We start from the raw sequence: 26,619 nt of genomic DNA, 5'->3' as shown, positions 1-26,619 counted from the left end.
AAAAAGAATAAAATATGAAAATTGAAAAAACGGAGCGGGAACGCATCATCCGGTTGGTGAAGCAACAGGTGGTGCCGGCAATGGGATGCACAGAACCTATATGCGTATCTCTTTGTGTGGCCCGCGCGGCAGAGGTGCTTGGAGAAAGGCCGGTCGCTGCCGGCGTCTTTCTCAGCGCGAATATACTGAAAAATGCCATGGGGGTGGGAATTCCCGGTACGGGTATGGTGGGACTTCCCATAGCCATAGCTTTAGGCGTAGTGGCAGGTAAGTCTGCATACGGACTTGAGGTGCTGAAAGACGTAACGCCGGCCGACGTAGAACAAGGAAAACAATATATCGCGGAACGGCGTGTCAAAATATCATTGAAAGAAGGCATTTCGGAAAAGCTTTATGTCGAAGCCATAGTGGATGGTGAGTCCGGCCATAGGGTTACGGCTGTCATCGCCGGTCAGCACACGCATTTCGTTTATGTGGAGAAAGACGGGCAAGTGCTGTTGGACAACCGTATGCCTCAAGGAGAGGAATCCGGAGAAGACGAATGCGAACTCAACTTGCGTAAAGTGTACGATTTTTCCGTAGAGGCACCGTTGGAAGAAATCGAATTTATCCGGGAAGCACGCCGCTTGAACGAATCTGCCTCCCAACAGGCCTTGAAAGGGTGCTACGGACATGAGTTGGGCAAGACGCTGAGCCGTCCTTTGGGGCGTGGTATTATGGGGGATACGATATTCTCTCATATCCTGTCGAGCACCTCATGTGCGTGCGATGCCCGCATGGCTGGGGCTATGATTCCGGTGATGAGCAATTCTGGAAGCGGCAACCAGGGAATTTGCGCTACGATGCCGGTCGTGGTTTTTGCCGAAGAGAACCACAATACGGACGAAGAACTTATCCGTGCGCTTATGCTGAGCCATCTGACAGCCATTTATATCAAGCAAAGTCTGGGGGTCCTGTCGGCATTGTGCGGATGCGTGGTGGCTTCCACGGGATCGAGCTGTGGCATCACCTATCTGATGGGAGGAAAGTACGAGCAAGTCTCATACGCCGTAAAGAATATGATAGCGAACCTTACCGGGATGATTTGCGATGGAGCCAAACCGAGTTGCGCATTGAAATTGACGAGCGGGGTTTCTACGGCTGTATTGTCAGCCATGTTGGCCATGCAACAGAAGTGTGTGAGCAGTGTGGAAGGCATTATCGACGATGATGTGGATAAGAGCATACACAACTTGACCAGTATCGGGGCTGAAGCCATGAACGAAACCGACCGTAAGGTTTTGGAGATTATGACACATAAGAACTGAATTTGGATTTAAGTCTTTTTAAGAAGAAAACGGGCGAAAGCCCGTTTTTTCTGATTTATATCAGATGTTTATTCCGACAGAAGTTTTAAATTTGTAACCGTTATTCATTAACCCAATTTTTAACTATTATGAAACAAAAAATCAAAATGCTTTTTGCATGCGGTTGTCTGGCGGCGTGGTCTGCCGGAACATTGGCACAGTCGTTTACGTGGTACTCGAGCACGGAAGACAACATGTGGCAAACCTCTGTCGTGAAGATGGCCAAGAAGGCTGGGAATCCCTTGGTGACGGTGGACGAAGATGAGAAGCCCATCGTGGAGTTCAAGGCATGGGCTGCCACGTTTAACGAATTGGACTGGGACGCATTGGGGATATTGACCCGTGATGAGCAGGATGAAATCTTGAAGAAGGTATTTTCACCGGATGGCGATTTGCGTTTTTCCCGTGGCCGCATTTCCATGAACGCCAACGACTATGCCCGGTCCTGGTATAGCTGCGACGAGGTGGAAGGGGATTTAGAACTGCGTTATTTCAACATCGACCGAGACAAGCAGACAATAATTCCCTTCATACGTGCGGCACAGAAGTATAACCCTGATTTGACGTTCTGGATATCTCCATGGTGCCCTCCCAGTTGGATGAAAATCAATGGTGATTATCCGGTGCTGGGCAGCAAGTTCAATGACATGCCCGAAAAGATGAACTACATCCTTTACGGTAATGTGAACGACAAGGTGGATCCCGACGAAATGAAATTGACAGGCAAGAGAGGGAATAAGTTCCCGCGCCAGTTGGCCACCACGGACTACTTTATACAAGACCCGCGTTACTTGCAGGCGTATGCCAATTATTTCTGCAAGTTTATCGATGCCTACAAGGAGCAGGGGGTGAACATCGACATGGTGATATACCAAAACGAGGCATACAGCTACACGGCTTACCCTGGTTGTGCATGGACGGCCGAGGGAACGGTGCGGTTCAATCGTGACTATCTGGGTCCCACGCTCAGACAAAAGCATCCGGAAGTGAAGCTTTATCTCGGGACGTTCAACACCAACCGTGTGGACTATGTGCAGAAGATTGCTTCCGACACGAAGTTGCAGGAGTTCGTGAGCGGTATGGCTTTCCAATGGGAAGGCCGCGAATCGTTGCCCGTGTTGCGTGCGGAGCATCCCGAATGGAACTATATCTGCTCGGAAAGCGAATGCGGAAGAGGAAGCTTTGACTGGGGAGCCGGGGAGCACACGTTTGAGCTGATGAACCATTATTTGGGCAACGGTTGCAACGAGTACACCATTTGGAACTTCATCTTGAAGGACAATGGTGAAAGCCCGTGGGGATGGAAGCAGAACGCGCTCATCCGCGTGGATTCCAAAACCCGCAAGTTTACTTATACACCGGAGTATTTTGCCGTGAAGCATTACAGTAATTTTATCTCGAAAGGCACGCGTGTGGTGGCTTACAAGGCACAGGGTGAAGACAGGATGCCGGTATTGGTATGCCAGACACCGGAGGGTAAGTATGTGGTCGTTGCCGGAAATTTCAAGGACGAGGCTTCTCCTTTGGTCGTCAAGATAGGAGAGAAGAGCTTGTCTGCTGAATTGGCGGCGCATTCTTATAATACATTTGTGATGAAATGATACGGTTTGCATAAGGGGTTCCCCGTAAAAAGGGCCGGTTTCGCAAGGGGACGGAACCGGCCCTTTGCGTATGCCGTACAGTGTAGGGCTTGTTAAAACTTGTTATATCCAGTAGGGGAAAAGTTTTCAGGAGTAAACCTTAAGCCCGGAAACGGGTCATACTTCTGTGGAACAAAAAAGAATGGTTTAATTAAAAAGGAAACAGCTATGAGAAAATTGATGATGGCCGTATGTTTTGCTTTGCTGGCCGGAAGCACATTGTCAGCCCAAGGGCGCGGAAACGCGCCGCGCATGCGGACGAATCCCGGACAGATGGCCAAAAGGATGGCCGGGAAACTGATGTTGGACGACGAAACATCGGCAAAATTCATTCCCCTTTACGAGGAATACATGCAAAAGTTGGCGGAATGCCGCATACCCGGAAAGAAAATGGGAAGTCAGGCGGCACAATCGGATAAAGATATAGACGAGAACATAAAGGCTCGTTTTTCGGCTCAGGAGAAACGGTTGGACGTGCAGAAGAGCTACTATGACAAGTTTAAGAAAGTGTTGACAATGAGACAGGTGCAACAGCTTTATGAACGTCCGGACATGGGAAGTCGTCCGCGTTTTCAGGGACAAAGACAGCATCCTACGCCGCGTCGCTGAAAAGCAGGCAGGAGGCTGTAAAACCGTTTGTCGCAGAACGGAAAATCAATCTCAGGAGATTGAAAAATCATTCGGCTGAGAATGAAAAAACGTTTGGCGAAGATTTTTATGACGTTAATTATCAGGTTGTTGCAAATTGCCTTCCGAATGTATTTTTTAGGTTTGGAACATAAGAGTAGGAAACACAGGTGAGGGCGATAGAGGAGTCAGGAAAAAATGACCGGGCATACAGAGGAAATTCTCTTGGTATGCCCGGTCTGTTTTTAAAAGTTGCGGAGCGTGGTGTGTCATGCCATGGTGCCGCCCATGATGTCCAACAGTTCGTTGGTGATGGCTTGTTGGCGTCCTTTGTTGTACACGACGGTTAGGTCCTGTATCAAGTTGTTGGCATTGTCCGTGGCTATCTGCATGGCCATGCTTCGTGTGGCATGTTCGGATGCGTTGGAGTCTAAAAGCGTGGTATAGACTTTCAGTTTCAACACCTCCGGAATCAGTTTGGCCAATAAAACCTCTTCCGAAGGTTCTATCAGGTAGTCCGGCTGCCGGTTGCCGTCCGGAGCCTCGGTCATGGCAGATAAATCTATCGGTAAATATACCGTGTTGACGAGTTCCTGCGAACCGGCAGATTTAAAGTGATGGTAAATAAGCTCTACCCGGTCTATGTCGCCCGACAAAAAACGTTCGCATAGTTCCGCAGCCAGTTTCTCACATTCCGTATAATTAGGCTTGTCGGCCATGTGCGTGTAATCTCCGGCCGGGGTAAAGCCCGATTTTTTCACTGTGTCCGCAATCTTTCTCCCTATGGGATAGATGACGAGGTTTTCCTTTGCCATTTGCGCGTGTCCGTCCAACCACTGGTGGTAAGCGCGTATGACGTTGGAGTTGAATCCTCCGCACAGGCTGCCGTTGGACGAGAATATGACCAGTGCGATGCGCTTTGCCTCCCGTTGCGTGGCAAAGGGCGATTCCGCCTTTCCGCCGGTTTGCAAGAAGTGGGTCATGATGGCCGACATCTGCCGTTCGTAGGGCAACATGCCTTCGATGACTTCTTGTGCCTTGTGCAGCTTGGCGGAAGCCACCATTTTCATGGCCGACGTAATCTTCAGCGTATTATTGGCCGAGAGTATTCTGCCCTTTACTTCTTTTAATGATGCCATGGTCTATCAGTTTTTAAATAACAGAAGAGTGGACTGAGCCACATCTTCGATGACTTTGGTCACTTGTTCGTTGATGACTCCGCCTTCTAAAACCTCCAATACATCCTGACGGTGCGACGTGCGCAGGCTTTCCAGAAATTCATGCTGGAAGGCAATGACCTGGTCAATACGTATATCGCGCATCAATCCGTGCGTACCGCAATAGAGGATAGCGACTTGTTCGCCTACCGGCATTGGGGAGTACTGGGGCTGTATCAACAGTTGGTTGTTCTTTCGTCCGCGGTCGATGGTCATGACGGTCACGGAATCCATGTCGTTACTGAACTTGGAGAAAGCTTCCAGTTCACGGTATTGCGCCTGGTCGATTTTCAGTGTACCGGCCACTTTCTTCATGCTCTTGATTTGCGCGCTGCCGCCCACACGGGATACGGAGATACCTACATTGATGGCCGGACGGAAGCCTTGGTTGAACAAGTCCGTTTCGAGGAATATCTGTCCGTCGGTGATGGAAATCACATTCGTAGGGATGTAGGCGGATACGTCGCCTGCCTGTGTCTCGATGATGGGGAGTGCCGTGAGCGAACCTCCGCATTTCACTTTTCCTTTCAGGCTTTCCGGCAGGTCGTTCATCTGCTCGGCCACTTCCTGTTGGTTGATGATTTTGGCTGCACGTTCCAACAGGCGGGAGTGCAGGTAGAAGATGTCGCCGGGGTAAGCTTCGCGGCCCGACGGGCGGCGCAGGATGAGCGAAACTTCGCGGTAGGCTACGGCCTGTTTGGAAAGGTCGTCGAATACGACTAAGGCATGGCGGCCGGTGTCGCGGAAATATTCCCCGATGGCTGCCCCGGCAAACGGTGCGAAGTATTGCAATGCGGCCGGGTCGGCAGCCGTGGCGGCAACGACCACCGTGTAGTCCATGGCACCTTTTTCACGCAGCGTGTTGACGATGTTGGCCACGGTGGAGCCTTTCTGCCCGATGGCCACATAGATGCAGTACACCGGTTTGCCCGCCTCGTAGGCGGAGCGTTGGTTGATGATGGTGTCGATGGCTATCGCGGTCTTTCCCGTTTGGCGGTCGCCGATGATCAATTCACGTTGTCCCCGTCCGATAGGAATCATGGCATCGATGGCCTTGATGCCTGTCTGCAAGGGTTCCGATACCGGTTGGCGGTAAATGACCCCGGGAGCTTTGCGTTCCAACGGCATTTCGAAAAGTTCTCCTCCTACGGTACCTCTTCCGTCCAAAGGAACGCCCAACGGGTCGATGACACGTCCCAGCATGTTCTCGCTGACCCGTATGGACGCAATTCGTCCCGTACGTTTCACGATCATGCCCTCTTTGATGAGGTCTGTGGCTCCTAAGAGGACGGCACCCACGTTGTCCTCTTCCAGGTTCATCACTACGCCCATCACTCCGTTTTCAAATTCCAATAATTCATTGGCCTCGGCATGGAGCAACCCATAAATACGTGCCACGCCGTCGCTGACCTGCAACACGGCACCCACTTCGTCGAACTGGATAGACGTGTTGATTCCTTTGAGCTGTTGGAGCAATACCTCCGAAACCTCGCTGGGTCTTATCTTATCTGGCATATTCTTGTTTCCTTTTCATTATACTATTCTTCTGTTTTTCTCGATGAACTGTTTCTTCACGCGTTTCAACTGTCCGGCTATGCTGGCATCGATTCGCCAATAGCCGATTTCCAGAATGCCACCGCCGATGATACCGGGGTCTACTTTGGTTTTGAATTCCACCGTGCGTCCCCGATAGCGTTTCAGGATGAGCGTTTTCAGTTCGTTGAGGGTTTCCTCCGGTAGCGGCATAGCCGTGACAAGTTTTCCCTGACGTATTTTTTTCTTTTTCCGATATAAGAATAAGAAAGAATGCAGGATGAAAGCCAACAGCTTTTCGCGCCTTTTTTCAAGTAGCAGATAGAAAAATTTGGTCAGCTCTTCGCATGTGTCAGCTCCGGCAGTAGCATTGTGCAGGAGCTTTATTTTCTCTGTACGGCTCACCATCGGATTCTCTATCGTGTGGCGGAACTCCGGAAGCTCGTTGTATTGGAACAGGAGCTGTTGAGCCTGTTCGTACACCAAGGTCTCGTGTCCGTTCTCACACGCGAAGAGCAGCAATGCGCGGGCATAACGTCTTGCAATAATTCCTATATCCATTATTCAATGTCGTTGTTTGATTTAACTTCGTCCAACAGTCTGTTCACTAATTCAAGCTGTTCCTTATCATCAGACAGTTTTTTACGCAACACCTTTTCAGCTACATCTACGGACAGTATTGCCACTTGCCGACGTATGTCGTTGATGGCGCTTTCTTTTTCCGCAGCAATCTGGTGGCGGGTCTCGTCCAGGGCTTTCCGAGCTTCGGTGCGTGCCCGTTCGCGCGCTTCTGCGATGATGCGGTCGCGCGTGGCGGAAGCTTCTTTCAGTATGGCGGTCTGCTCTTCGTGCGCCCGTGCCAGCAGTGCTTCGCTTTCGGCTTTCACCTGCTGCAACTGCTCGTTGGCCTGGCGGGCAGCCTCCAACGAACTGTCTATGTATTGTTTCCGTTTGTCCACCATTCCGGTGATGACAGGAAATGCGTATTTAGCCAAGATGAAGAATACGATTCCGAATATAATCACCATCCAGAACAATGTACCCGGATCCGGGGTTAGCAGTCCCATAAGCAACAACGGTTTAGAGGAACAATGTCAAAAGACAAACGACAATGGCGATGAGGGCTACACCTTCTATCAAAGCTGCCGCGATGATCATGTTCATACGCACGTTGTTGGATTCCGACGGCTGTCGTGCGATGGCATCCATGGCCGACCCGCCGATGCGTCCGATACCTATGCCTGCACCCAAAACGGCAATACCAGCGCCAATCGCTGCACCCAACTTGGTAAGACCTATACCTCCGATAGCTTGTAATAAAATGGATAATAACATAATGTTTCTGTTTTTAAGGGTTATACTTGATTTTCTAATAGTTCTTTTTAATTCTCTTCTTTAATACGTGACAGGCCGATGAACACAGCCGACAACATGGTGAATACATACGCCTGGATGAAGGCTACGAGAAGTTCCAACAGGTCCATGAAGATGCCGAACAATACGGATATGACTGTCATGGAACCGTTGATGACCGGACCGGCCTTCACCGTGATGAAGATGATGGCTACCAAACTTAGGATGGCTGCGTGCCCGGCCATGATGTTGGCAAACAGACGGATCATCAATGCAAATGGTTTGGTGAAAATTCCGAATAGCTCGATCATCGGCATGAGAGGCACGGGAACTTTCAACCATAAGGGGACTTTCGGCCAAAAAATATCCTTCCAATAGGCTTTTGTTCCGTAGATGTTGGTGAAGAGAAAGGTGCACAATGCCAATACCAATGTAATGGCAATGTTTCCCGTGACGTTAGCTCCTCCCGGAAAGATTGGAAGAATACCTATCAGGTTGTTAACCAGAACGAAAAAGAATGCGGTCAGCAAATAGGGAGCGTATCTCCGGTAGTCTTCCCCGATACATCCTTTGATGACTTCGTCGTTTATCATGACCACCAAAGCCTCTATCATGCCCACACCTCCTTTAGGTGCCCCTTCGCTCACTTCGTGACGTTTATACCAACGCGCACATCCCAACATGATGGCCACCAATATGACGCTGTTGATGAACAGTGCCAACACATTCTTGGTGATGGAGATGTCGAACGGGCGGATTTCTTCTCCCGTGGCATTCTTTTCCACGATTTTGTTTTTGTATTCACCGTCCGGTGCGATGTATAATCCTTCGTATCGGGCCTGGTTTCTCAGACGGGCGGATGAAAACACATGCCAACCGGAAGAGCTTTTCACAATCACGGGCAGGGGGATGCGTATGGAGGCGTCTCCGATGTCCGTGATATGCCATTCGTATGCGTCTTCGATATGGCCGAAAACGATTTCGTACACATCTATTTCCTTGTTCTCCTCAGCTTGCGCTTGCCGGGGCATGAACATCAACAGGCATAGGCCTATACAGCATAAATATTTTAGTAGCTTCATTCCTTAGACTTCTCTTTTTATGTGTCCGGATAAGGGAGCGGTCAGGCCGTCGCTTCCGTTACGCAGACGGAGACTGTGTTGTCATTCACTTCTACAAAACCACCTGAAATGTTCACGCGGTTTTTGTCTTTTCCGCTTCGGTAAACGACTTCTCCTGTGTCGAGGGACGAAATCAGGGGGGCGTGGTTGTAGAAAACGGCGAACTGTCCGGCACTGCCGGGAAGTCTTACGTACTTCACCAGACCTTCGAACAAAGTCTTTTCCGGAGACACGATGAGCAAATGAATTTTATCCTCTTCCATACGATTTAATTTTGGGCTGCGCTCAACAATTCTTTTCCTTTGGCAATGGCGTCTTCAATGGTGCCTACGTTGAGGAATGCCTGTTCGGGAAGGTCGTCCACCTCTCCGTCCAATATCATCTTGAATCCTTTGATGGTGTCCTCGATGGATACCATGACGCCCGGCACGCCCGTAAACTGTTCGGCCACGGCAAAGGGTTGCGACAGGAAACGTTGTACCCGTCTCGCACGGTTCACCGTCAGGCGGTCTTCATCCGAAAGCTCGTCCATGCCGAGGATGGAAATGATGTCTTGCAGCTCCTTGTTCCGTTGCAGGATTTGCTTGACGCGCTGTGCCGTTTCGTAATGTTCCTGTCCCACGATGAGCGGGTCAAGGATACGGGATGTGGATTCCAAGGGATCCACCGCAGGATAAATGCCCAACTCCGTGATTTTACGGCTCAGTACGGTCGTGGCATCCAGATGCGTGAATGTCGTGGCCGGGGCTGGGTCGGTCAAGTCGTCGGCAGGCACGTACACAGCTTGTACAGAAGTGATGGAGCCATTCTTCGTGGACGTGATTCGTTCTTGCATCTGTCCCATTTCGGAAGCCAGTGTCGGCTGATAGCCCACGGCCGAGGGCATGCGCCCCAACAGGGCGGACACTTCGGAACCGGCCTGGGTGAAACGGAAGATATTGTCGATGAAGAACAGGATGTCCCGCGGTCCGTCTCCCTTATTGTTGTCACGGAAAGACTCGGCCAAGGTCAGACCGGAAAGCGCTACGGAAGAACGTGCGCCCGGCGGTTCGTTCATTTGTCCGAACACCATGGCCACTTGTGATTTTTCCACTTCGTTCATGTCCACTTTCGAGAGGTCCCAGTGTCCGGCTTCCATGCTTTTCAGGAATTCGTCGCCGTACTTGATGACACCGGACTCAATCATTTCGCGCAGCAGGTCGTTACCTTCACGCGTACGTTCTCCCACACCGGCGAACACGGAAAATCCGTTGTGCTTTTTGGCGATGTTGTTGATGAGTTCCTTGATTAATACCGTTTTTCCTACGCCCGCCCCGCCGAACAGTCCGATTTTCCCTCCTTTCAGATAGGGTTCCAACAGGTCTATCACTTTGATGCCCGTGAAAAGCACTTCCTGAGTGGTGGAAAGGTCTTCAAACTTGGGAGGGTCCCGGTGGATGGGGGACGCACCGCTCTCGTCCAAGGCCGGCATGCCGTCGATGGCGTCGCCTACGACGTTCATGACCCTTCCGCGAATCTGTGCGCCCACCGGCATGGTGATGGGTTTTCCTGTGGAGACCACTTTCATGCCACGTTGCAGTCCGTCCGTGCTGTCCATGGCGATGGTACGCACCGTGTCTTCTCCGATGTGTTGCTGTACCTCGACAATCAATGTCTTGCCGCCCGGACGTTGGATTTTCAGGGCGTCGTGTATGCTCGGAAGGTTGGCGTTCTGTTCTTTTTCGCTGTGTTCGAAATGAACGTCCACCACCGGGCCGATAATTTGCGATATGTGTCCTAATACCTCTGCCATAAATGATGTTTATACCTTAATTATATATAATCGTTTTATTTGTTTCGTGTTCTTTTTACCTGTCGAACCGATTGTTTTGTCGTTTGCTTTCGTGGAACGTGTCGAACCGCTTGGGTTTCTCAACATTCTTATACATTATTTAATGTCAACCGTGTCTTTCTTTCGCTTCGTTTATAATAGTTTAACCCGGAGACATTTCCATTTTTCTTGTTTCAAAGTTAAGGGTAATTTCTCTTTTTTGTAAATTTGTAGAATTAATAATATTCATGATTTCTATTGATTTTTCTTATGGAACTGACTCCGCTGAAATATTTCGTCAAATTGGCAGACGTGCTTTCATTCACAGAAGCCTCCAAAGAGCTTTTTATCACGCAGAGCACCTTGTCGCTAAGCATCAAGCAACTGGAAGAGGAACTCGGCGTGACACTGTTCGACCGCATCGGGAAGAAAATCTACCTGACGGATGCCGGACGGGATTTTTTGGACTGTTCCCGTAAGGCGATAGAGGAGGTGGCGTATGGCATACAGCATTTGAAGGAAATGCAGCATGTCTATACGGGAAAGATAAAGATAGGCGTAATATACAGCCTTTTCCCTTTGTTGAATATCTGCGTGTTGAAGTTTACGAAAGCTTTCCCCAAGGCCGAGCTTTCTATTGTCTATTCCCATTCGGTGTTGGAACTGGTGGAGCTGATCAATTCCAACAAGCTTGATTTCGCGTTGAGTTACAACCCGCAGGATGTGTCTGCGCTTACGGAATCCAAGGAATACGCCTGCATGCCTTTGTGTGTCATTGTCCATGAAAGCCATCCGGTGGCCATCCGGAAACATTTTTCCTTGTCGGACTTGAACGAGTTCCCCGTTATCTTCTTGGACAAAGAGCTGTACACCCGGAAGGTCATAGACCGCATGCTGGCCCAGTACAGGGTGAAGGTAAAACCTCAGATAGAAGTCAACAGCACGCCGCTATTGCTTGAAATGCTGCGCACGGGGCATTGGATTTCCATTTTGCCTCAGGACATGACGGTAAGCAGCCCGGACTTGAAAGCCGTGCCGATTAAGGAGAAGACAGAGATGATGCACATCAGCCTTCTTTCCCTTAAAGGTAAAAGGCATTCTTTGTTGACGGAGAAATTTCTGGAAGTGTTGCGGATGGAGACGCAAAAAATACAAGAGCGTAGAATTGCCAGAGGAAAAGACTCGGATTTGTTTGAAGGGAAATCTGCCGAAGAAGAAGCATGATGCACCGTATATATATAAGGTATGGGCGAAATAGCGGAAGTGGTTGGATTTTAGTTTGGACTTTGTAATGGATAAAATAGGATATGAGAAAAAACATTTGGATTATCGTGGGCGCATGGGCCTGTTTTTCGGCTTGCAGGTCTGTGCAAGCTCCCCAACTTATCGGGGGAAATAAGGATGAACATGGTTGTCTTACGGCGGCCGGTTATACGTGGAGTGAACTTCGCCGGGACTGTATCCGCATCTTTGAGGACGGGGTGCGTGTGGACGACCCGTCTTTGCAACCCTCTTTAGCGTCGTACGCCGTGTTTGCGGCAGACAGCAGCCGGGTGGAGGTTTTCCGTCCGTCTCCGTTTCGGAACGAGATACTCGACCGTAAGGGGGGCGTTTGGCAGGGCAAGACCTGCAAGTTGTATCGGACAGGAAACCGGTGGGAACTTCGCGGAAAGTGAAATCAAACAAACAGACTTTGTATGGAACGAATTATCAATCATTTTACAGATGATGACCTGTATAAGTTCACCATGTGCTGTGCGGTCATCGACAATTTTCCCCGTGCCCAGGTGAAGTACCGGTTTACCGACCGGGACCATACCGTCTATCCGCCGGGCTTTGCCGACAAATTGCAGGAACAAATCATCCTGTTGGAGGACGTGGTCATCACGGACGAGGAAATTGCGTTCATGAAACGGCGGTGCAGCTACATTCCCGGTTGGTTCTACACCTATTTGAAAGGCTACCGTTTCTGTCGCGAATGGGTGAAAGTCCGGCAGGATGCCGAGGGGCATCTGTACGTGGAGTTCGAAGGGAGTTGGGCCGATACCATCCTGTTGGAAGTGAAAGTGCTGGCCATCATTTCCGAGCTTTATTACAGGATGACGGGCGAAGACAGCCGTTTCGATTATGAGGATTATTACCGGAAGACGTACCGGAAAGCCGTCCGCCTGTTGGAAGCCGGTTGCGTGTTCAGTGACTTCGGGACGCGCCGCCGCGTCTCGTTCGAGGCGGAAGAGACGGTGGTTCGGGCGATGAGAGACTGTTACCAAAGCCGGGAATGGAGCGGGAAGTTTGTCGGGACTAGCAATATCTACCTGGCGATGAAGTATGACCTGGTTCCTGTCGGCACGATGGCACACGAGTTTGTCTGTGCCATAGGAGGAATGTACGGCCCCCAGATGGCCAACCATATTGCCATGAACTCTTGGCGCAACACGTTCCGTGGAGCTTTGGGCACGTACCTCTACGACAGTTTCGGTTGGGACATCTTCAGCCTGAATTTTTCGGAGGACTTTGCCAACTTGTTCAAAGGTCTTCGCGTGGACAGCGGCGACAACCGTGCGGAACTGCAAAGGATTGTGGAGAAATACCGTTCGTTGGGCATCGACCCCCGTACGAAGCAGGTCATATTCAGTAATGCGCTCGACACGGACCGTGCGATAGAGATACAACGTTACGCCCGGGAGTATTGCCAACCTTCTTTCGGGATTGGCACGCACTTCACAAACGACTTCGAGGGCGTGAAGCCCATGAACATCGTTATCAAACTGGTGGCCGTGAAAATCACGGAGTCATGGACTTTCTACAACGATACTTGTAAGTTGAGCGAAGACGACGGCAAGCATACAGGCAAGCCCGAAGTGATTCGCCGTTTCATGGAAGCGTTGAATATGAAAGGATGAAGGGAGTCCGGACGATAAAAACTTCAAAATTTTGTCCGTTCTTTATGGGATTGGTTCTTAGAAAAGATTAACTTTGCATTGGGTTCCCGGTGATTCTTGCTGTGCCGTGATGTCCGGTAGCGACCGGTAGGCCGATCCAAGCAAGGCGACCTGCGCCGATACGAACAGGAACATCTGTCCTTTGCGGCAGGTGGGAATGGGAGTGGACGGGTAGGGAAAGGGGAACCGCTATATATAAGAAGGCGTTTATCATGCGCTGGTTCTTGACGCTTCGAATCTCGCAAATTCAAAATTGTAGTTATGAACTATGCAACGGTAGATGCCCATGGGATGTTTTTATAAATATCCCTAAGGGATTGTTTTGTCCTTTTGCCCCTATGGGCAAAAGGAAGGAGGCAAATCCTAAAGGGGGATTATATAAACTCATCGGCGTGGGTTCTGCGTTGCTCGTTCTACTACAATGGGCAATGCGAGAGCCTCGAAGCGTGGGACGGGTGACGGGTACAGATCTCCACGCTTTTTTTGTTGTAGTATTCTTTATCATGAGTATCATTTAAAGTCAACGGAGGGAGGTCGGTTGGCAGTTTGTTGTTTTAAAGAGACTTTATGATGAAACGACTATTATTGGTGACCATGGGGACGGCTTCGTTCCTTCTGTCTTCGGCGCAGGTGCCGATAGATGAAGCCCATTTTCCGGATCGTTTTTTCCGGAATTATGTGGGGCAAAAGTTCGACACTAATCAAAACTTGCAGTTGGATGACGAAGAAATCAGGTCGGCTGTCCGGATGGATTTGGATAAGGATTTGAGCACTTCCTGCACTTCTTTGAAAGGTTTGGAATTCTTTACCGCTTTGCGTGAGTTGAATGTGTTGTCGAAAGGGAAATTGGTCGAGTTGGATTTGAATGCCAATGTAAACCTTGAGCGCTTGTATTGTTGGGGTACTAAAATCCAGAAACTTGATTTGCGGCAAAACCAAAAACTGGAGTATGTCAGTGTGGGGAGCACTTCCTCATTGTCGTCTTTGGCCTTGGACTGTCCGAAGTTGGATACGCTGATTCTTTCTACTTTGCCTTTGGGAAAATTGGATGTGTCGGCATCTCCTGGTTTGGTGCATTTGTCGTGTGAGGGATGCCAGTTGGCAACGTTGGATTTGCGACATTGCGTCGGGTTAAAGGTATTGGAGTGCGAATATAATAATTTAGTGGCTTTGAATCTGAACGAAAAAGTCCAGTTGGAGGTATTCGAAGGGGGAATGCAATATGAAACCTACGTGTCTCCTGTGGACGGTTGTTTTGACATGGCTGCATTTTCTGGTTTTGACGTGGGGCGGTCGTATGATTGGGAAGGTGTCTACCGTTACGGCAGTCAAATCGTATTCAATCAAGTTAAGCCAACTTACGAGTTCGCCACGGCAAAATACAAATACAAGACAGGTGCCGCTTCCGGACTGGGACGTGAAATAGAATGCAAGGTGAAATGCCGGAATGAGGGTTTGCCTGTTTTGCTCGAAGGGTTGGGCGGTAACAATTCGGATTTCTTTTACGATGCTGACGGCGACGGGACGAAAGAATATTATAAGGTGGACAGCGAGAATAACTTTAAGGCTCGTTACCATTGGCGTGCCCCCGGCTGTTATGCACAGGATTTCCTGTTGGATTTGCCTTTCACCTACTTGCAGGAAGACCGTATGATGACGCATCTGAATAACGACGGTATACCTGATTTTGCTAATCGTGCTTTCGCGGATTTCCGCAAGATTGAGATAGCTCTGGGTGGGGCAGACGGTACTTATACCCTGATGGACGGATGCAACTCCGCTTATCCGTTGGACGTGAACCATGACGGGTTGCCGGACTTGTTCGCGTTCAACAACACGGACTGGAGCATCTTTTACCAAAATCCTGACGGGACGTTTACCGCCACGCACATCGACACCATTTCGCGCGTGCAGGCCGATTCGTTGGTGGCTCAAAAGGCAGAGGAAGCTAACGGGAAATTCGACATCAGCGACTTGCCGTCGTTGAGCGACGGGATGTTCATTGGCGGAAGCCCTACGGTAGATGAAAGTTACAAATTCACGCAGGCCATCGACGTGAACCGTGACGGTTACATGGATTTGGTGGGACCTCGCACGATTTTTTATAACGTGGGCGACAACCGTTTCGTGGCTTCCCCGCAGCCGGGCGAGCTGACGGTGAAGGACTTGAACGGTGATGGTATCCCCGATTACATCTATAATGATACGGAAGGAAAGCGCGTGTATACCCGCACGTACTTGGGTGGCGACCGTTTCGAGGAACAAACGTTGATGAAGGACTTGGACGTGACGAACATTTATTGTTATGACTTCGACAAGGACGGCGACGTGGACATCCTGCTGACGTTCGATTACCTTTCGTCCTCCACTTTTTCATTCCTGGTTTTTGCCGAAAACACCGGCAAGGGGAAGTTCACGATTCACGAGCATTCCTTTAAGACGAAGTGGGCGTTCGGACAGTGTCTGGATTTCGACAACGACGGTTACATGGAACTCTTGGCGGGCGTGCAGGATGAAGGTCGGTTAGAATATAGATGTTCTTCCGTGCACGGGTTGTATTTGTTCCGGTTGGACGACATGAAGAAAGTGGAAGAACCATCTGCGATGCAAGTGGACGCGACTTTCTTTTATGAACGGGATAACGGTCCTGGTACCGATTGGCAAGAAGCGGTTGTGAGCTGTTTGGACGAGAACATCACCGTGGCGGATATAGATAATGACGGGCGTTTGGAGCTCCTGGCCGATACGACGAAGACGGCTGGCGGTTATTGGGCCACCAAAGACTTGCCCCTCTTGCAGGGCATCCCGGCCAACGAAGCCCCGCAACGCATGTCCGCCCCGTCGGTAAACCTCGACCGCAAGAGCGGCAAACTGAAGGTTGCTTGGAAGCCGGGCAAGGACAAGGAGACTTCTACCGTGGATTTGACTTATGCCCTCCGCATCGGCAGTGCGCCCGGCAAGGACGACATCTATTTCTCGGGGGCGAATGCCGACGGTAGTCGACGCGATTTCCGTCCCGGCAACATGGGAGCGAATCTGGATGCCACATTGGACGTGAGCCGTTGGAAGCACGGCACGTATTATATAGCCATACAGACGGTGGACCCGATGGGTAAAGGCTCGGCGTGGTCGGACGAGGTGGCGTACGAGCACGACCTCGTGCAGGCAGCGTTCACGGTGTCGGATGATGAACCGGCAGCGGCAGACACTTTGGTACTGACGGCAGCTTCCCGCGCCGCCGGGTTGGATTACGCTTGGGATTTCGACGGAGGCAAAGCCATAAAGGCTTCGGCTGACAGCGCACAGGTATGGCTGACGTTCGACGTGCCCGGCGAGAAGCATCTTCGCCTGACGGTGACGAATCCGGCGGATGGCACGGAGGATGTACGCGAAAAGGTAGTGACGGTGCAGCGTGTTTCGTTTGGGCATCGTGACCTTGAAGCTTTCGGATACACCAATCCTTTCCAGTTTTGGGACATGGACGGTGACGGAGTGTTGGATTTGATAGACAAAAACGGCTTTTATGTGCACGACGGCACGGGGCATTATGAGAAATTAGGCACGATATTCAACTCCAATTTGCAGATTACGAAGTATGCGGGTCAGCAGATTCCACTGCTTGATTTTGACATGGACGGGGATGCAGATATCGTGGTGAAGAGTAATAAAGGTAACCTTATCCTCAATAACGGGAACAAGTCGTTCGAGGCGCAGGAAAGCAACTCTTTGCTTTGCGATAACTCAAACGGGCAAAGTGACGTTTGGCCGGACTTGGACAACGACGGTTTCAATGAACTGTATTACGATGCCAATAGCGGATATGATGACGATGGCATTTATGTGAATACGGGGGATAACGTCCGTTTTGAACGGTTCAGATTTCCAAATAGTGGAGAAGAATACAAATTCCGCTTTGAATATCAGGAAGGCATGATGTATGACATCAACCGTGACGGTTATTTGGACTTCTATTCCGGAAGTTCATTAAGGGTCATCAACGATGGTTGGTACAAGTGTGAGGCTTTTGCCATCAACCAAGGTGGAATGGATTTCAATTACCATGTAGGTCCCATAAACGAAGGCTGCGAAAGGCCTTACAGCATCTTCCTTGAAGACTTGGACAGCGATGGCATGCCGGACAAGGTGATGGTGTATGCCAATGAAAGCAAAGGGGACAGGATTGTGGTGTGTTTCGGAAATAGAGATTACACCTTCTCTTCCCCGGTAGAATATGTATTTGAAAATGCCCACAGTAATGATTACGTCATGAAAGTGGTCAAGGTTGCCGACTTCGATAACAACGGTTGTCCGGACATCTTGGTGAACTATGATTTTTACAAGATAGACGTGAGTAAGACGGAATATGCCATACTCTATATGGAGCGCGACCGGTCGGGACGGATAGAAGTGCTGCACAATCATGAGTTGGGGGTTGTGGATGGCATGGCCGATATTAATCATGATGGCAAACCGGACTTATATGGAGAGAGTGGCGGTGTAGATTTTCTCCGCACCGGCATCCCGAACACTTCTCCCGAGGCTCCTGCCCATGTGCGGGCCACCCAGGAAGGCCTTGGCATATTGTTGGAATGGGATGATGCCTACGACAAGGAGACCCCGGCCATGCAGATGCGCTACAATGTGAGCGTGAAGAAGAAAGGCGCAGAGGGCGAGGGGGCCTATATCATCTCGCCGCTGAACGGCGGAAACGACAAGACGGCGGTCATCCCCGGCGCATATTACCAGAAGTCCACGCGCAAGATGATTCCCATCGAGCGGTTCGAGGCCGGACAGGAATACGAGGTGCAGGTACAGGCCATAGACCTGTGGGATGCCCATTCGCCCATGTCGGAGACCTATACCTTTACGGTGAGCGAACAGTTCATTGCCGGACCCACGGTGACGGCACCGCGCAAGGCCGTGGCTTTGACGTATAATGTGCCCGATGCCGCTTTGCAAACCGCCGAGTGGGACTGGGACGGCGGGACGCTTCTCGGTCAGGAAGGGAAACGGTTTGAGGTGGCATGGGACGAGCCGGGACTGAAGACCGTGACCGTCCGTACGGCAGATGGCGAAACAGCCACCAAGAACGTGATGGTGCGCGACATCGACCTTTCGTTCGACTTCCCCACCGAAGGACTGGCCGGGACGGAGATTACCTTCACGCTTCCCGAAGCCTTTGCGCAGGCTTCCCGCGAGGACATAGATGTCGTGCTGTCGGACGAACGTATCGAGATGCTGCTCCGCGTAGGGAGTCGGGAAGCCAAGGTGGTGTTCCCCGATGCCGGTGATTATTCCTTCCACTTGTCGGTGCGCGACTCTGTGTGCGGCGTGGTGGAATCGGAAGAGAAGCACATCCGCATCGTGGGCGAAGTGCCTGTGCCCGTTATCCGTTTGGTAGGCATCGATGCGGCTACTGGTAAGAACAAGGTGATGTGGGACATGCCCGGCATGCCGGATTTCGTCACCACCGTGAATATATATAAGGAGAGCGGACGCTACAATGCGTTCGACTGCATCGCACAGGTGGCTCCCGGGGCGGGAGAGTTTGTGGATACGTCTTCCAATCCCTCTGTCTCGTCCGACCGCTATTGCATCAAGTTGGGCACGACGTTCGGTGTGGAAAGTCCGGCCAGCCGTGTGCACAGCGGTACGCATCTGATGCTGAACAAAGGAGTGGGCGGTGCCGTCAACCTGATATGGAACGCCTACGAGGGTGGCATTGTGGACAGTTACCGCGTCTTGCGCGGAACGTCCGCCGACCGTCTGGAACTGTTGGCCGAGGTGTCGGGTGCCCATACGGCCTACACCGACCTGAACGCCGGGGACGGGACGTATTTCTACGCCTTGGAGTATGACGAGACCTATTCCGACGAATGGCAACCGGTGACGAGGACATCTGATGGCAGGTCGTCCGGAAGCGGCCGTTCCAATGTGGTATGCACGGACGGGGCATGGACGGTGGTACCTGCCGAACAGTTGAACGTGCTGGCCATAGAGAAGGAACTCGTGCTGACACCTTTGCAGCCCACGTTGCATTTGCAGGCCGAAATCTTGCCGGCCATGGCGGATATCCGTACGGTGAACTGGCAGATTACGGAAGGTGGCGAACTGGCTTCGCTGACTCAAAACGGTGTGTTGACGGCCCAAGGAAAGGAGAACGGCGACATCGTGGTATGCGCCACGACCGTAGACGGAACGAACATCGAGGCCCGTGTGACCGTCGTGAAAAAAGACTTCGGTATCCTGCCGCAGTCGGTCACGGTGACTACTGTGGAAGGCACTACGCAGTTGACTCCCCTTACCGGACGGTTGCACTTGCAGGCATCCGTGCAACCTGAGAATGCCTCCCAGCTCGTAGCATGGAGCGTGGTACAGGGAGCCGGTCTGGCCACTTTGGATGAAGACGGCGTCCTGACCCCGACCGAAACGGGTAACGGCGACATCGTGGTGCGTGCCACTTCTTTGGAGGACGCTTCCGTGTACGGCGAGTTGACTCTCCGTAAGGAAGGTTTCTCCGGCGATGGAGTAGAGGGAGTGAATGCCGGACAGATGTCGGTGCGTCGCGTCGGCGACGACCTGTGGATTGAAGGTCTGCCTGAGGACAGCGAATGCGGTTTAAGCATCGTGGATTCCTCCGGGCGCGTGCTTTTCACGGAATACCGGCGCGAGGGGTGTTCGGGCCGAATCTCTTTGGCGCGTCTGGCTTCCGGCACCTATCTGCTCCGGGTGGTTACCGGTGAAGACAGGCAAACGTTCCGTTTTGTCAAGTAGGCCGGAACGTACATTATATGGAAACGCCCCGGGCATTCGGTTGTGGCCGTAATGTCCGGGGCGTTTAGTCTTTTTTAGACTCCAAGTATGCAGATTTGTAAATATAGCATACTTCTAAAAAAGTTTGCTTTCATCTGCGGATTTTTCTGCGCCAAATGATTTTTCAATCTCAGCCGAACGATTTTCCGTTCTGCGCCAAATGATTTTCGTTTCTCTTGAAGGTGAAAAAACGATAAGATGAGCACGTGGAAATGAAGTGCTGAAGGTGGAACGCCTGCTTTGGGAGTGCTGATTTATTTTATTGTTTTATAGAAGTTTATGTAGTGGCAGAATAAAATGGGCTGTTCTTTTCTTCCGAAAGAAAAGGCGGTATATCACGTTTGTAAAGTTCGGAAAACGGGATGCGCATGATGTCATATTTATCGAAAAAATGCCATAATGGCATTTTTCTTTTGGCCGGATGAAAAATAAGTCCTACCTTTGCAGCCGAAATAATATTCGTAATGTTTTGTAATCCTCATCGGAGGGCAACAATGAAATGCCGGATAAGATGACTGGGTAAAACCAATCACTTATCCGGCATTTTATGTGTGGTAAAATAAAAAAGACGTAGAAATGAAAGAATTGGATTTGACACAGGGAAGCGTGCCAAAGGTTCTGCTACATTTTGCAGTCCCGTTTTTATTGGCCAACGTGCTTCAGGCGCTCTATGGGGGAGCCGACTTGTTTGTGGTGGGGCGGTACGACGATGCCGCGAGCGTGGCCGCCGTGGCCATCGGAAGTCAGGTGATGCAGACTGTGACGGGCGTCATTCTCGGGCTTACGACGGGGATAACGGTGTTGATAGGCATTGCCACGGGGGCGAAGGATGACCGTAAGACGGCTTCCATCGTGGGGACGGGCATCTGGCTCTTTGCCGTGGTGGCTGTCGTACTGACCGCCCTTATGGTGGCACTGTACGGGCAGATAGCCGTTTGGATGCACACGCCCGCCGAGGCCATGCGCGACACGGAAGCCTATCTTGGGATTTGTTCGATGGGCATTCCTTTTATTATAGGCTATAATGTCGTGTGCGGTATTTTGCGTGGGTTGGGAGATTCGCGCACGCCGCTCTATTTCGTGGCGTTGGCTTGTGTGTTGAACATCGTGTTGGATTTCATCCTTGTGGGGGCGTGCGGCATGCGTGCGGCCGGGGCTGCTGCGGCCACGGTCACGGCGCAGGGTGTCAGTTTCGCGACTGCACTCGGCTTCTTGTACCGCAAGGGATTTCATTTCGAGTTCACACGGCGCGACATCCGTCCGGTGAGGGCGTTGTGCCGGCGAATGGTGTTGCTCGGGGCACCCATAGCCTTGCAGGACTTGTTGGTCAACCTCTCTTTCCTGCTGATTACGGTCATTGTCAACGGGATGGGCGTGGTGGCTTCGGCTGCTTTGGGAGTCGTTGAGAAGCTAATTGTCTTTGCCATGTTGCCTCCGATGGCCATAGCGTCGGCCGTGGCGGCCATGATAGCCCAAAACTACGGAGCCGGGCTGAGGGGGCGTATGCGGTCTTGCCTGCGCTCAGGCATCGCCATGGCCTTGGTCTTCGGCGTTTCCGTGTGCGTCTATTCCCAGTTCTTGCCGGATACGCTGACGGGCATCTTCACGAAAGACGCGGCAGTCATGCAGATGGCTTCCGGCTATCTGCGGGGATACAGCATAGATTGCATCATGGTGAGTTTCGTGTTCTGCATCAATGCCTATCTCAGCGGGCAGGGCAATTCCGTGTTCCCCATGGTACACAGCGTGGTTGCCACGTTCATGTTCCGCATCCCGTTGTCGTATGCGTTTAGCCTGGTGAGTTCTTCTTCTTTGTTTCTCATGGGGTTTGCTCCTCCGTTGTCCACGTTGGTTTCGCTGATGATATGTATCGGGTATATGAGATACAAGGGAAAAAAGGAAATTATGCCGGTTTGTGTGTAAGAAAGCTGTTAAAAACAGATGAGGGGAAAACGTATTTCCCGTAAAATATCTAATTTTGCAGCGTAAATAAAAAATGTAAGCATGAATTTGTCTGAACTGATACAGAAACGGCAAAGTGACCGGAAATACGAATCGCGCCCTGTCAGCCGTGAAATGGTGATGAAATGTCTGGAAGCTGCACGTCTTGCCCCTTCGGCTTGTAATTCACAACCGTGGAAATTTGTTGTCGTGGACGATGCGGCATTGTTGCCGCAAATGGGAGCGGCGGCTGCGGGGATGGGGATGAACGGATTTGCCCGTGAGGTGCCCGTCATCGTAGCTGTGGTGTTGGAGAAAATGAACTTGACGGCTCGTATTGGTAGTGTCATCAAAGACAAGGAATACTCTTTGCTCGACGTGGGTATCGCAGTGGAGCATTTTTGTTTGCAGGCGGCCGAACTTGGCTTAGGGACTTGCATCATGGGTTGGTTCGACGAAAAGAAAGTGAAAAAGCTGCTTGGCATCAAAGGAAAGCGCGTACCTCTGCTCATCTCGCTGGGCTATCCGGCGGGGGAGACCCGCAAGAAAGCGCGCAAGTCGTTGGAGGAAATGAGCAGTTGGAACCAATATTAGTACTGGGATCATGGATAATAAAAAGGTGAAAGGCTATGCTTACGGTGTCATAGCATCGGTAAGCTACGGGCTGAATCCGTTGTTTGCCCTTCCGCTTTATGCTTCGGGCATCAGGGTGGATTCCGTGTTGTTCTATCGTTATGTGTTTGCCTTGCTGTTCCTGGCCGTGATGATGAAGATGAGCGGACAATCGTTTGCCCTGAAACGGAGTGAAATCCTTCCGGTGGCGGTCATGGGATTGCTGTTCTCTTTCTCGTCGCTGTTCCTATTCCAGAGTTTCAACTATATGGATGCGGGCATCGCTTCTACCATCCTGTTCATGTATCCCGTACTGGTGGCGGTGATTATGGCGGTATTCTTCAAGGAAAAGCTGAGCGTGGTGAAAATAGCATCCATTGCCACGGCTTTTGTAGGTATTTCCATGCTTTATAAAGGCGAAGGCGGTGCCACGCTGAGCATGACGGGCGTGTGTCTGGTGCTGATGTCCTCGTTGACCTACGCGCTGTATATCGTAGGCGTGAACCGGTCTTCCTTAAAAGAGATGCCGGGATTGAAACTCACGTTTTATGCCATTTTGTTCGGTTCGTTGGTCTATATCGTCCGTCTGCGCGGAGGGATGGATTTGCAATGGCTTACGGGAGGAACGCAATGGATGAACGCGTTGGGATTGGCTTTGTTCCCGTCCCTGATATCCATGGTGACCATTGCGAAAGCCATCCGGAACATCGGTGCCACTCCGGCTGCCATTCTCGGGGCGTTGGAGCCGCTTACGGCATTGTTCGTAGGTGTCATGGTGTTCCACGAGAGGCTTACGGGCGGTAATGTGGTCGGCATCTTGCTGATTCTTTTTGCTGTGACGCTGATTGTAGTCGGGCCGCGCGGATGGTTGCGGTTCAAGGCCGTGTGGCATAAGCGGACGGTTGGATAAAGCTCTTGTCGGCTTGTATGGAAAACAGCAAAGGGACTGTCCCGGGATTGGCCGGTAACAGTCCCTTTGCCCTTTGGGGGAGGAGGTTAACGCTTTTGTATGTTTTTGCCTGAAGCGGATACTTGCACGGGATTCCCCGAATAGGCGATGCTCCCTCCGCCGCTTGTGTGGGCATCCAACGATTCCGTGGCATGGCACGAAATGTCTCCTGCCGAAGAGGCGTTGGCATCCACATGCCGGGCTTCCATATTGCCGGCATCGATGTCACCGCTGCTCGAGGCTGTATATTTGGCTTGTTCACATTTACCCTGCAGACGAAGGTCTCCGCTGGAGGTGGCTGTGGCTATCAAATGCGTGCACTCCAACCCTTTGATGTGCAAATCCCCGCTACTGTTGCATTGCAAGTCGGCCTGTTGGCATTTTGAACCATCGAAATAGATGTCGCCACTGCTGTTGGAGGCCGCTGCGAGGAGGCCGCAGGAAACGGACTTGCCTGATATGTCACCGCTGCTGTTGGATGTGGCGTGCAGGTCTTTGCAGCTGATGTCCTGGCACGAGATGTCGCCGCTGCTGCCTGCCGTGAGACGGAGGGTGCCCTTTACGTGCAGGCCGTCCTTTACGAGAATGTCCCCGGAACTGGAGGCAGACAAGCTACCGACCGGGCGTGCCTTGACATGCACTTCCTTTATCCCTTTGGTTTTTGTGGGGTCTTTGGGCTTTTTCATGCCTACGACCAATGTCCCGTGGGCATCCACTTGCACACTGATGTAAGGCAGGACGGCCTTGCTCGCACGGATTTCCACGGACGTTTCATCGTCAGATGGGATATAAACCACATCGACAGACGACGTGGCTGATATGGCGTTGAAGTCGCCGACGGTCACTTTCTGTGTCTGTATGTCTTTGGGGCTTGCCCCGGTTTCCCCGTCACAAAGGGATTGGGCAGGGCTCTTTGTGCAGCTACAGTAGGCAATGGCTGAGACGAGAAGAAGAAAAATTTGTTTTTTCATACTTTTTATTTTATAGGATTAATGTGGTCTCTTCCCGAAGGTGTCTTGCAAATGATGCGCGGACGTCCCTTGTATGATATGCTGCCCGTGCCGTTCACTTCCCCCTCTATCTTGCGAGTGGCATGGCAACTGACCGTCCCTTCGCCTGTCACAGAGGCTGTGGCGTCCATGGCTTGCAGCCCTTCGGCTTCGATGTTTCCGCGCGACGCATTGGCCAGTGCGGCCTTTGTGCAGCTGCCCGTGAGGATGACGGTTCCGGAGGAAGAGGATTGTGCCGCAACGTCGGTAGCCGTGATCTCCTTGGCGTTGATGCTGCTTCCCCCTTCGGCTTGCGCATGCAGGAGGCGGCAAGTGATGCCGCCGGTCAGGTCGATGGAGGCATTTGCTTTTGCATGCAGCATCACGTCGCGGCAGGTGAATTGTTGGTCGGCATGGAAACTCTTGTCGGACGTGGCGGAGATGTATAAATCCCTGCAAGTGATGGGGCCGCATATTACCGGACCATTGGCTGTGATGTGTACGTCACCGTCACTATATGCCCCGTCTTTCAGGATAAGTGTACCGGTTCCTTTATTGTGGAACGTGTCCATGGGAGGAGCTTTCAGTTCGATGCTGAACGGGGTATCCGAAGAGATGTCGGCGAAATGTTTCATGTTGACAAAGAGCGTTCCATTCTTGTTGACGTAGACTTCCAGAAATGGCAATACGTTCTCCGGCGCATTGAGTTCTATGTCTTTTTCGCCGGGAGTGGGGGTATAGATGATGTCGAGGGAAGCCGACGTGACAAGAGTGTTCAGGCTGTCCACCGAAATTTTCCGGCTATCGTAATTCTTTCCTGCCGTGAGTGCCACGGTCTTGACTTCCCTGACCTCCGTCACTTCGTACACACCGGCGTATCCGGCGGCAAAACCCTCATGGCTTTTTCCCATATTCCGGATTTGCAGTTCGGCATAGGCCGGGTAGCCGTTCCGGGTTCCTTGGGTGGCGTTGTCGTAAGTGGGCAGGAGTTTCTCGGTCAAGTCCTTGATCCAATACACCATTGTGTCACCGCAAGAGGTGAAAGTGCGTACTTCGTGTCCTATGACCAACTCTCCCCGGACTGTTTGTAGGGGAATATCCGTGAGGACGATACTTTCCGGATCGAAGAGAGGCTGCTCTTGTCCTATTTCCACGAAGATGGCTTTGTCCGGGTGGCTGTCGTGGATTTCAAAATACCTCCGTCCGCTGTTGCCCGTGCCCCAACCGTTACAAGTGGAGGGGATGGCTTCTTGGGCTTCAAAGCCAGCTTCGATTCGAGCGAGATAGTCGCCGGTGGGCAGGAGGATGTAGCGGGTCACTCCCTTGCGGTCACAATCCACTTCCTTGAACTTGCAGGTTTCTTCGCTGTTCCATCCCGGGCTTTCTTCCAACTGGTCCAACACGTCGTCGATGTCGCCGTCTTCGATATGGAAGATTTTGATGACGGGACGGCCGTCGGAGCGGGAGCGGCCTGTATGTTTGACGACTGCCCCTTCGAGCAGTCCGTCCGTGACGACACAAGTCTGGCTGTCGCGTTGTGCCCAGAATTGCAGTCCCGCACCGGATACGATTTCCCATTTGAATCCTTGGTACGCTTTTTGCGTCGGCTGTTCCGGGAAGACGGGATACTTGCCGTCGCGGTCGCCGAAACAGGCTGTGAGTAGGAGCAGATAGAGTCCTGCGGTAATTTTAAACAAAGAGCTTTTCATTGGGTGTAGGGTTGAGG

At 51.4% G+C, this 26,619-nt stretch carries 20 protein-coding genes; 10 read left to right on the top strand and 10 right to left on the bottom strand.

Annotated features, from left to right (window positions below; all coding sequences use genetic code 11):
• Positions 1-14 precede the first annotated feature (14 nt).
• The 3 genes from E0E47_RS04565 (at position 15) to E0E47_RS04555 (ending at position 3,595) form a co-directional block, all read left to right on the top strand.
• Complete coding sequence (locus tag E0E47_RS04565) at positions 15-1,307, top strand: L-cysteine desulfidase family protein (RefSeq protein WP_008627347.1); 1,293 nt, start codon at positions 15-17, stop codon at positions 1,305-1,307.
• Positions 1,308-1,435: 128 nt separating this feature from the next.
• The gene (locus E0E47_RS04560) at positions 1,436-2,947 is read left to right on the top strand and encodes a glycoside hydrolase family 30 protein (RefSeq protein ID WP_130893022.1); all 1,512 of its coding nucleotides are present in this window, start codon (positions 1,436-1,438) and stop codon (positions 2,945-2,947) included.
• A 207-nt stretch (positions 2,948-3,154) separates the two neighbouring features.
• Positions 3,155-3,595 (top strand): hypothetical protein, encoded by a 441-nt coding sequence (locus E0E47_RS04555; protein ID WP_232038333.1) that lies wholly within the window; start codon positions 3,155-3,157, stop codon positions 3,593-3,595.
• 287 nt (positions 3,596-3,882) lie between these two features.
• On the opposite strand, the gene E0E47_RS04550 is transcribed toward E0E47_RS04555, so the two are convergent.
• From E0E47_RS04550 to atpD, 8 genes are all read right to left on the bottom strand, one after another.
• Entirely contained in the window at positions 3,883-4,752 is an 870-nt protein-coding gene (locus tag E0E47_RS04550; protein ID WP_130893021.1) for a F0F1 ATP synthase subunit gamma, read from the bottom strand.
• Positions 4,753-4,758: 6 nt separating this feature from the next.
• Entirely contained in the window at positions 4,759-6,345 is a 1,587-nt protein-coding gene (atpA, locus tag E0E47_RS04545) for a F0F1 ATP synthase subunit alpha (protein ID WP_130893020.1), read from the bottom strand.
• 18 nt (positions 6,346-6,363) lie between these two features.
• Positions 6,364-6,924, bottom strand: coding sequence for a F0F1 ATP synthase subunit delta (locus tag E0E47_RS04540; RefSeq protein ID WP_008627355.1), 561 nt, complete (start codon positions 6,922-6,924; stop codon positions 6,364-6,366).
• A complete protein-coding gene (gene atpF / locus E0E47_RS04535) occupies positions 6,924-7,430 on the bottom strand; it encodes a F0F1 ATP synthase subunit B (protein ID WP_008627356.1) in 507 nt (168 codons plus the stop codon). Before atpF ends, E0E47_RS04540 begins: the two co-directional genes overlap by 1 nt.
• Positions 7,431-7,443: 13 nt before the next feature.
• On the bottom strand, positions 7,444-7,698 hold the full coding sequence (gene atpE / locus E0E47_RS04530) for an ATP synthase F0 subunit C (protein WP_008622212.1): 255 nt from the start codon (positions 7,696-7,698) through the stop codon (positions 7,444-7,446).
• 47 nt (positions 7,699-7,745) lie between these two features.
• The gene (atpB, locus tag E0E47_RS04525) at positions 7,746-8,753 is read right to left on the bottom strand and encodes a F0F1 ATP synthase subunit A (RefSeq protein ID WP_130894322.1); all 1,008 of its coding nucleotides are present in this window, start codon (positions 8,751-8,753) and stop codon (positions 7,746-7,748) included.
• An 86-nt stretch (positions 8,754-8,839) separates the two neighbouring features.
• On the bottom strand, positions 8,840-9,100 hold the full coding sequence (atpC, locus tag E0E47_RS04520; RefSeq protein WP_130893019.1) for an ATP synthase F1 subunit epsilon: 261 nt from the start codon (positions 9,098-9,100) through the stop codon (positions 8,840-8,842).
• Between the two features lie 5 nt (positions 9,101-9,105).
• Complete coding sequence (atpD, locus tag E0E47_RS04515) at positions 9,106-10,629, bottom strand: F0F1 ATP synthase subunit beta (protein WP_008627359.1); 1,524 nt, start codon at positions 10,627-10,629, stop codon at positions 9,106-9,108.
• 288 nt (positions 10,630-10,917) lie between these two features.
• Here atpD and E0E47_RS04510 point away from each other — a divergent pair, with 288 nt between their 5' ends.
• The 7 genes from E0E47_RS04510 (at position 10,918) to E0E47_RS04480 (ending at position 23,865) form a co-directional block, all read left to right on the top strand.
• Positions 10,918-11,871 carry a LysR family transcriptional regulator gene (locus E0E47_RS04510; protein ID WP_130893018.1) on the top strand — a complete coding sequence of 318 codons (954 nt, stop codon included), beginning with the start codon at positions 10,918-10,920 and terminating at the stop codon, positions 11,869-11,871.
• Between the two features lie 83 nt (positions 11,872-11,954).
• Complete coding sequence (locus E0E47_RS04505; protein WP_008627362.1) at positions 11,955-12,323, top strand: hypothetical protein; 369 nt, start codon at positions 11,955-11,957, stop codon at positions 12,321-12,323.
• 21 nt (positions 12,324-12,344) lie between these two features.
• Entirely contained in the window at positions 12,345-13,550 is a 1,206-nt protein-coding gene (gene pncB / locus E0E47_RS04500; protein ID WP_008627364.1) for a nicotinate phosphoribosyltransferase, read from the top strand.
• Between the two features lie 606 nt (positions 13,551-14,156).
• Complete coding sequence (locus E0E47_RS04495) at positions 14,157-20,363, top strand: T9SS type A sorting domain-containing protein (RefSeq protein WP_232038332.1); 6,207 nt, start codon at positions 14,157-14,159, stop codon at positions 20,361-20,363.
• 615 nt (positions 20,364-20,978) lie between these two features.
• Positions 20,979-22,325, top strand: coding sequence for an MATE family efflux transporter (locus E0E47_RS04490; protein WP_130893017.1), 1,347 nt, complete (start codon positions 20,979-20,981; stop codon positions 22,323-22,325).
• Between the two features lie 81 nt (positions 22,326-22,406).
• A complete protein-coding gene (locus E0E47_RS04485; RefSeq protein ID WP_130893016.1) occupies positions 22,407-22,937 on the top strand; it encodes a nitroreductase family protein in 531 nt (176 codons plus the stop codon).
• 10 nt (positions 22,938-22,947) lie between these two features.
• Entirely contained in the window at positions 22,948-23,865 is a 918-nt protein-coding gene (locus E0E47_RS04480) for a DMT family transporter (protein ID WP_130893015.1), read from the top strand.
• Positions 23,866-23,951: 86 nt separating this feature from the next.
• On the opposite strand, the gene E0E47_RS04475 is transcribed toward E0E47_RS04480, so the two are convergent.
• Together E0E47_RS04475 and E0E47_RS04470 are read right to left on the bottom strand one after the other, a co-directional pair.
• A complete protein-coding gene (locus tag E0E47_RS04475) occupies positions 23,952-24,875 on the bottom strand; it encodes a head GIN domain-containing protein (RefSeq protein ID WP_130893014.1) in 924 nt (307 codons plus the stop codon).
• A gap of 5 nt (positions 24,876-24,880) precedes the next feature.
• Positions 24,881-26,602 carry a GIN domain-containing protein gene (locus E0E47_RS04470; protein WP_130893013.1) on the bottom strand — a complete coding sequence of 574 codons (1,722 nt, stop codon included), beginning with the start codon at positions 26,600-26,602 and terminating at the stop codon, positions 24,881-24,883.
• Positions 26,603-26,619 lie beyond the last annotated feature (17 nt).

The sequence above is a fragment of the Paraprevotella xylaniphila YIT 11841 genome (genome assembly GCF_900683745.1).
GTDB classification, from domain to species: Bacteria; Bacteroidota; Bacteroidia; order Bacteroidales; family Bacteroidaceae; genus Paraprevotella; species Paraprevotella xylaniphila.
The sequence above is the reverse complement of the archived record's forward strand: the minus strand, read 5'-3'. Positions and strand labels throughout refer to the sequence as shown.

What these genes read in the sequence shown, in the direction of transcription:
- E0E47_RS04565 (WP_008627347.1), top strand. Translation starts at nt 15, where the DNA reads ATGAAAATTGAAAAAACGGAGCGGGAACGCATCATCCGGTTGGTGAAG.
- E0E47_RS04560 (WP_130893022.1), top strand. Translation starts at nt 1,436, where the DNA reads ATGAAACAAAAAATCAAAATGCTTTTTGCATGCGGTTGTCTGGCGGCG.
- E0E47_RS04555 (WP_232038333.1), top strand. Translation starts at nt 3,155, where the DNA reads ATGAGAAAATTGATGATGGCCGTATGTTTTGCTTTGCTGGCCGGAAGC.
- E0E47_RS04550 (WP_130893021.1), bottom strand. Translation starts at nt 4,752, where the DNA reads ATGGCATCATTAAAAGAAGTAAAGGGCAGAATACTCTCGGCCAATAAT.
- atpA (WP_130893020.1), bottom strand. Translation starts at nt 6,345, where the DNA reads ATGCCAGATAAGATAAGACCCAGCGAGGTTTCGGAGGTATTGCTCCAA.
- E0E47_RS04540 (WP_008627355.1), bottom strand. Translation starts at nt 6,924, where the DNA reads ATGGATATAGGAATTATTGCAAGACGTTATGCCCGCGCATTGCTGCTC.
- atpF (WP_008627356.1), bottom strand. Translation starts at nt 7,430, where the DNA reads ATGGGACTGCTAACCCCGGATCCGGGTACATTGTTCTGGATGGTGATT.
- atpE (WP_008622212.1), bottom strand. Translation starts at nt 7,698, where the DNA reads ATGTTATTATCCATTTTATTACAAGCTATCGGAGGTATAGGTCTTACC.
- atpB (WP_130894322.1), bottom strand. Translation starts at nt 8,753, where the DNA reads ATGTTCATGCCCCGGCAAGCGCAAGCTGAGGAGAACAAGGAAATAGAT.
- atpC (WP_130893019.1), bottom strand. Translation starts at nt 9,100, where the DNA reads ATGGAAGAGGATAAAATTCATTTGCTCATCGTGTCTCCGGAAAAGACT.
- atpD (WP_008627359.1), bottom strand. Translation starts at nt 10,629, where the DNA reads ATGGCAGAGGTATTAGGACACATATCGCAAATTATCGGCCCGGTGGTG.
- E0E47_RS04510 (WP_130893018.1), top strand. Translation starts at nt 10,918, where the DNA reads ATGGAACTGACTCCGCTGAAATATTTCGTCAAATTGGCAGACGTGCTT.
- E0E47_RS04505 (WP_008627362.1), top strand. Translation starts at nt 11,955, where the DNA reads ATGAGAAAAAACATTTGGATTATCGTGGGCGCATGGGCCTGTTTTTCG.
- pncB (WP_008627364.1), top strand. Translation starts at nt 12,345, where the DNA reads ATGGAACGAATTATCAATCATTTTACAGATGATGACCTGTATAAGTTC.
- E0E47_RS04495 (WP_232038332.1), top strand. Translation starts at nt 14,157, where the DNA reads ATGATGAAACGACTATTATTGGTGACCATGGGGACGGCTTCGTTCCTT.
- E0E47_RS04490 (WP_130893017.1), top strand. Translation starts at nt 20,979, where the DNA reads ATGAAAGAATTGGATTTGACACAGGGAAGCGTGCCAAAGGTTCTGCTA.
- E0E47_RS04485 (WP_130893016.1), top strand. Translation starts at nt 22,407, where the DNA reads ATGAATTTGTCTGAACTGATACAGAAACGGCAAAGTGACCGGAAATAC.
- E0E47_RS04480 (WP_130893015.1), top strand. Translation starts at nt 22,948, where the DNA reads ATGGATAATAAAAAGGTGAAAGGCTATGCTTACGGTGTCATAGCATCG.
- E0E47_RS04475 (WP_130893014.1), bottom strand. Translation starts at nt 24,875, where the DNA reads ATGAAAAAACAAATTTTTCTTCTTCTCGTCTCAGCCATTGCCTACTGT.
- E0E47_RS04470 (WP_130893013.1), bottom strand. Translation starts at nt 26,602, where the DNA reads ATGAAAAGCTCTTTGTTTAAAATTACCGCAGGACTCTATCTGCTCCTA.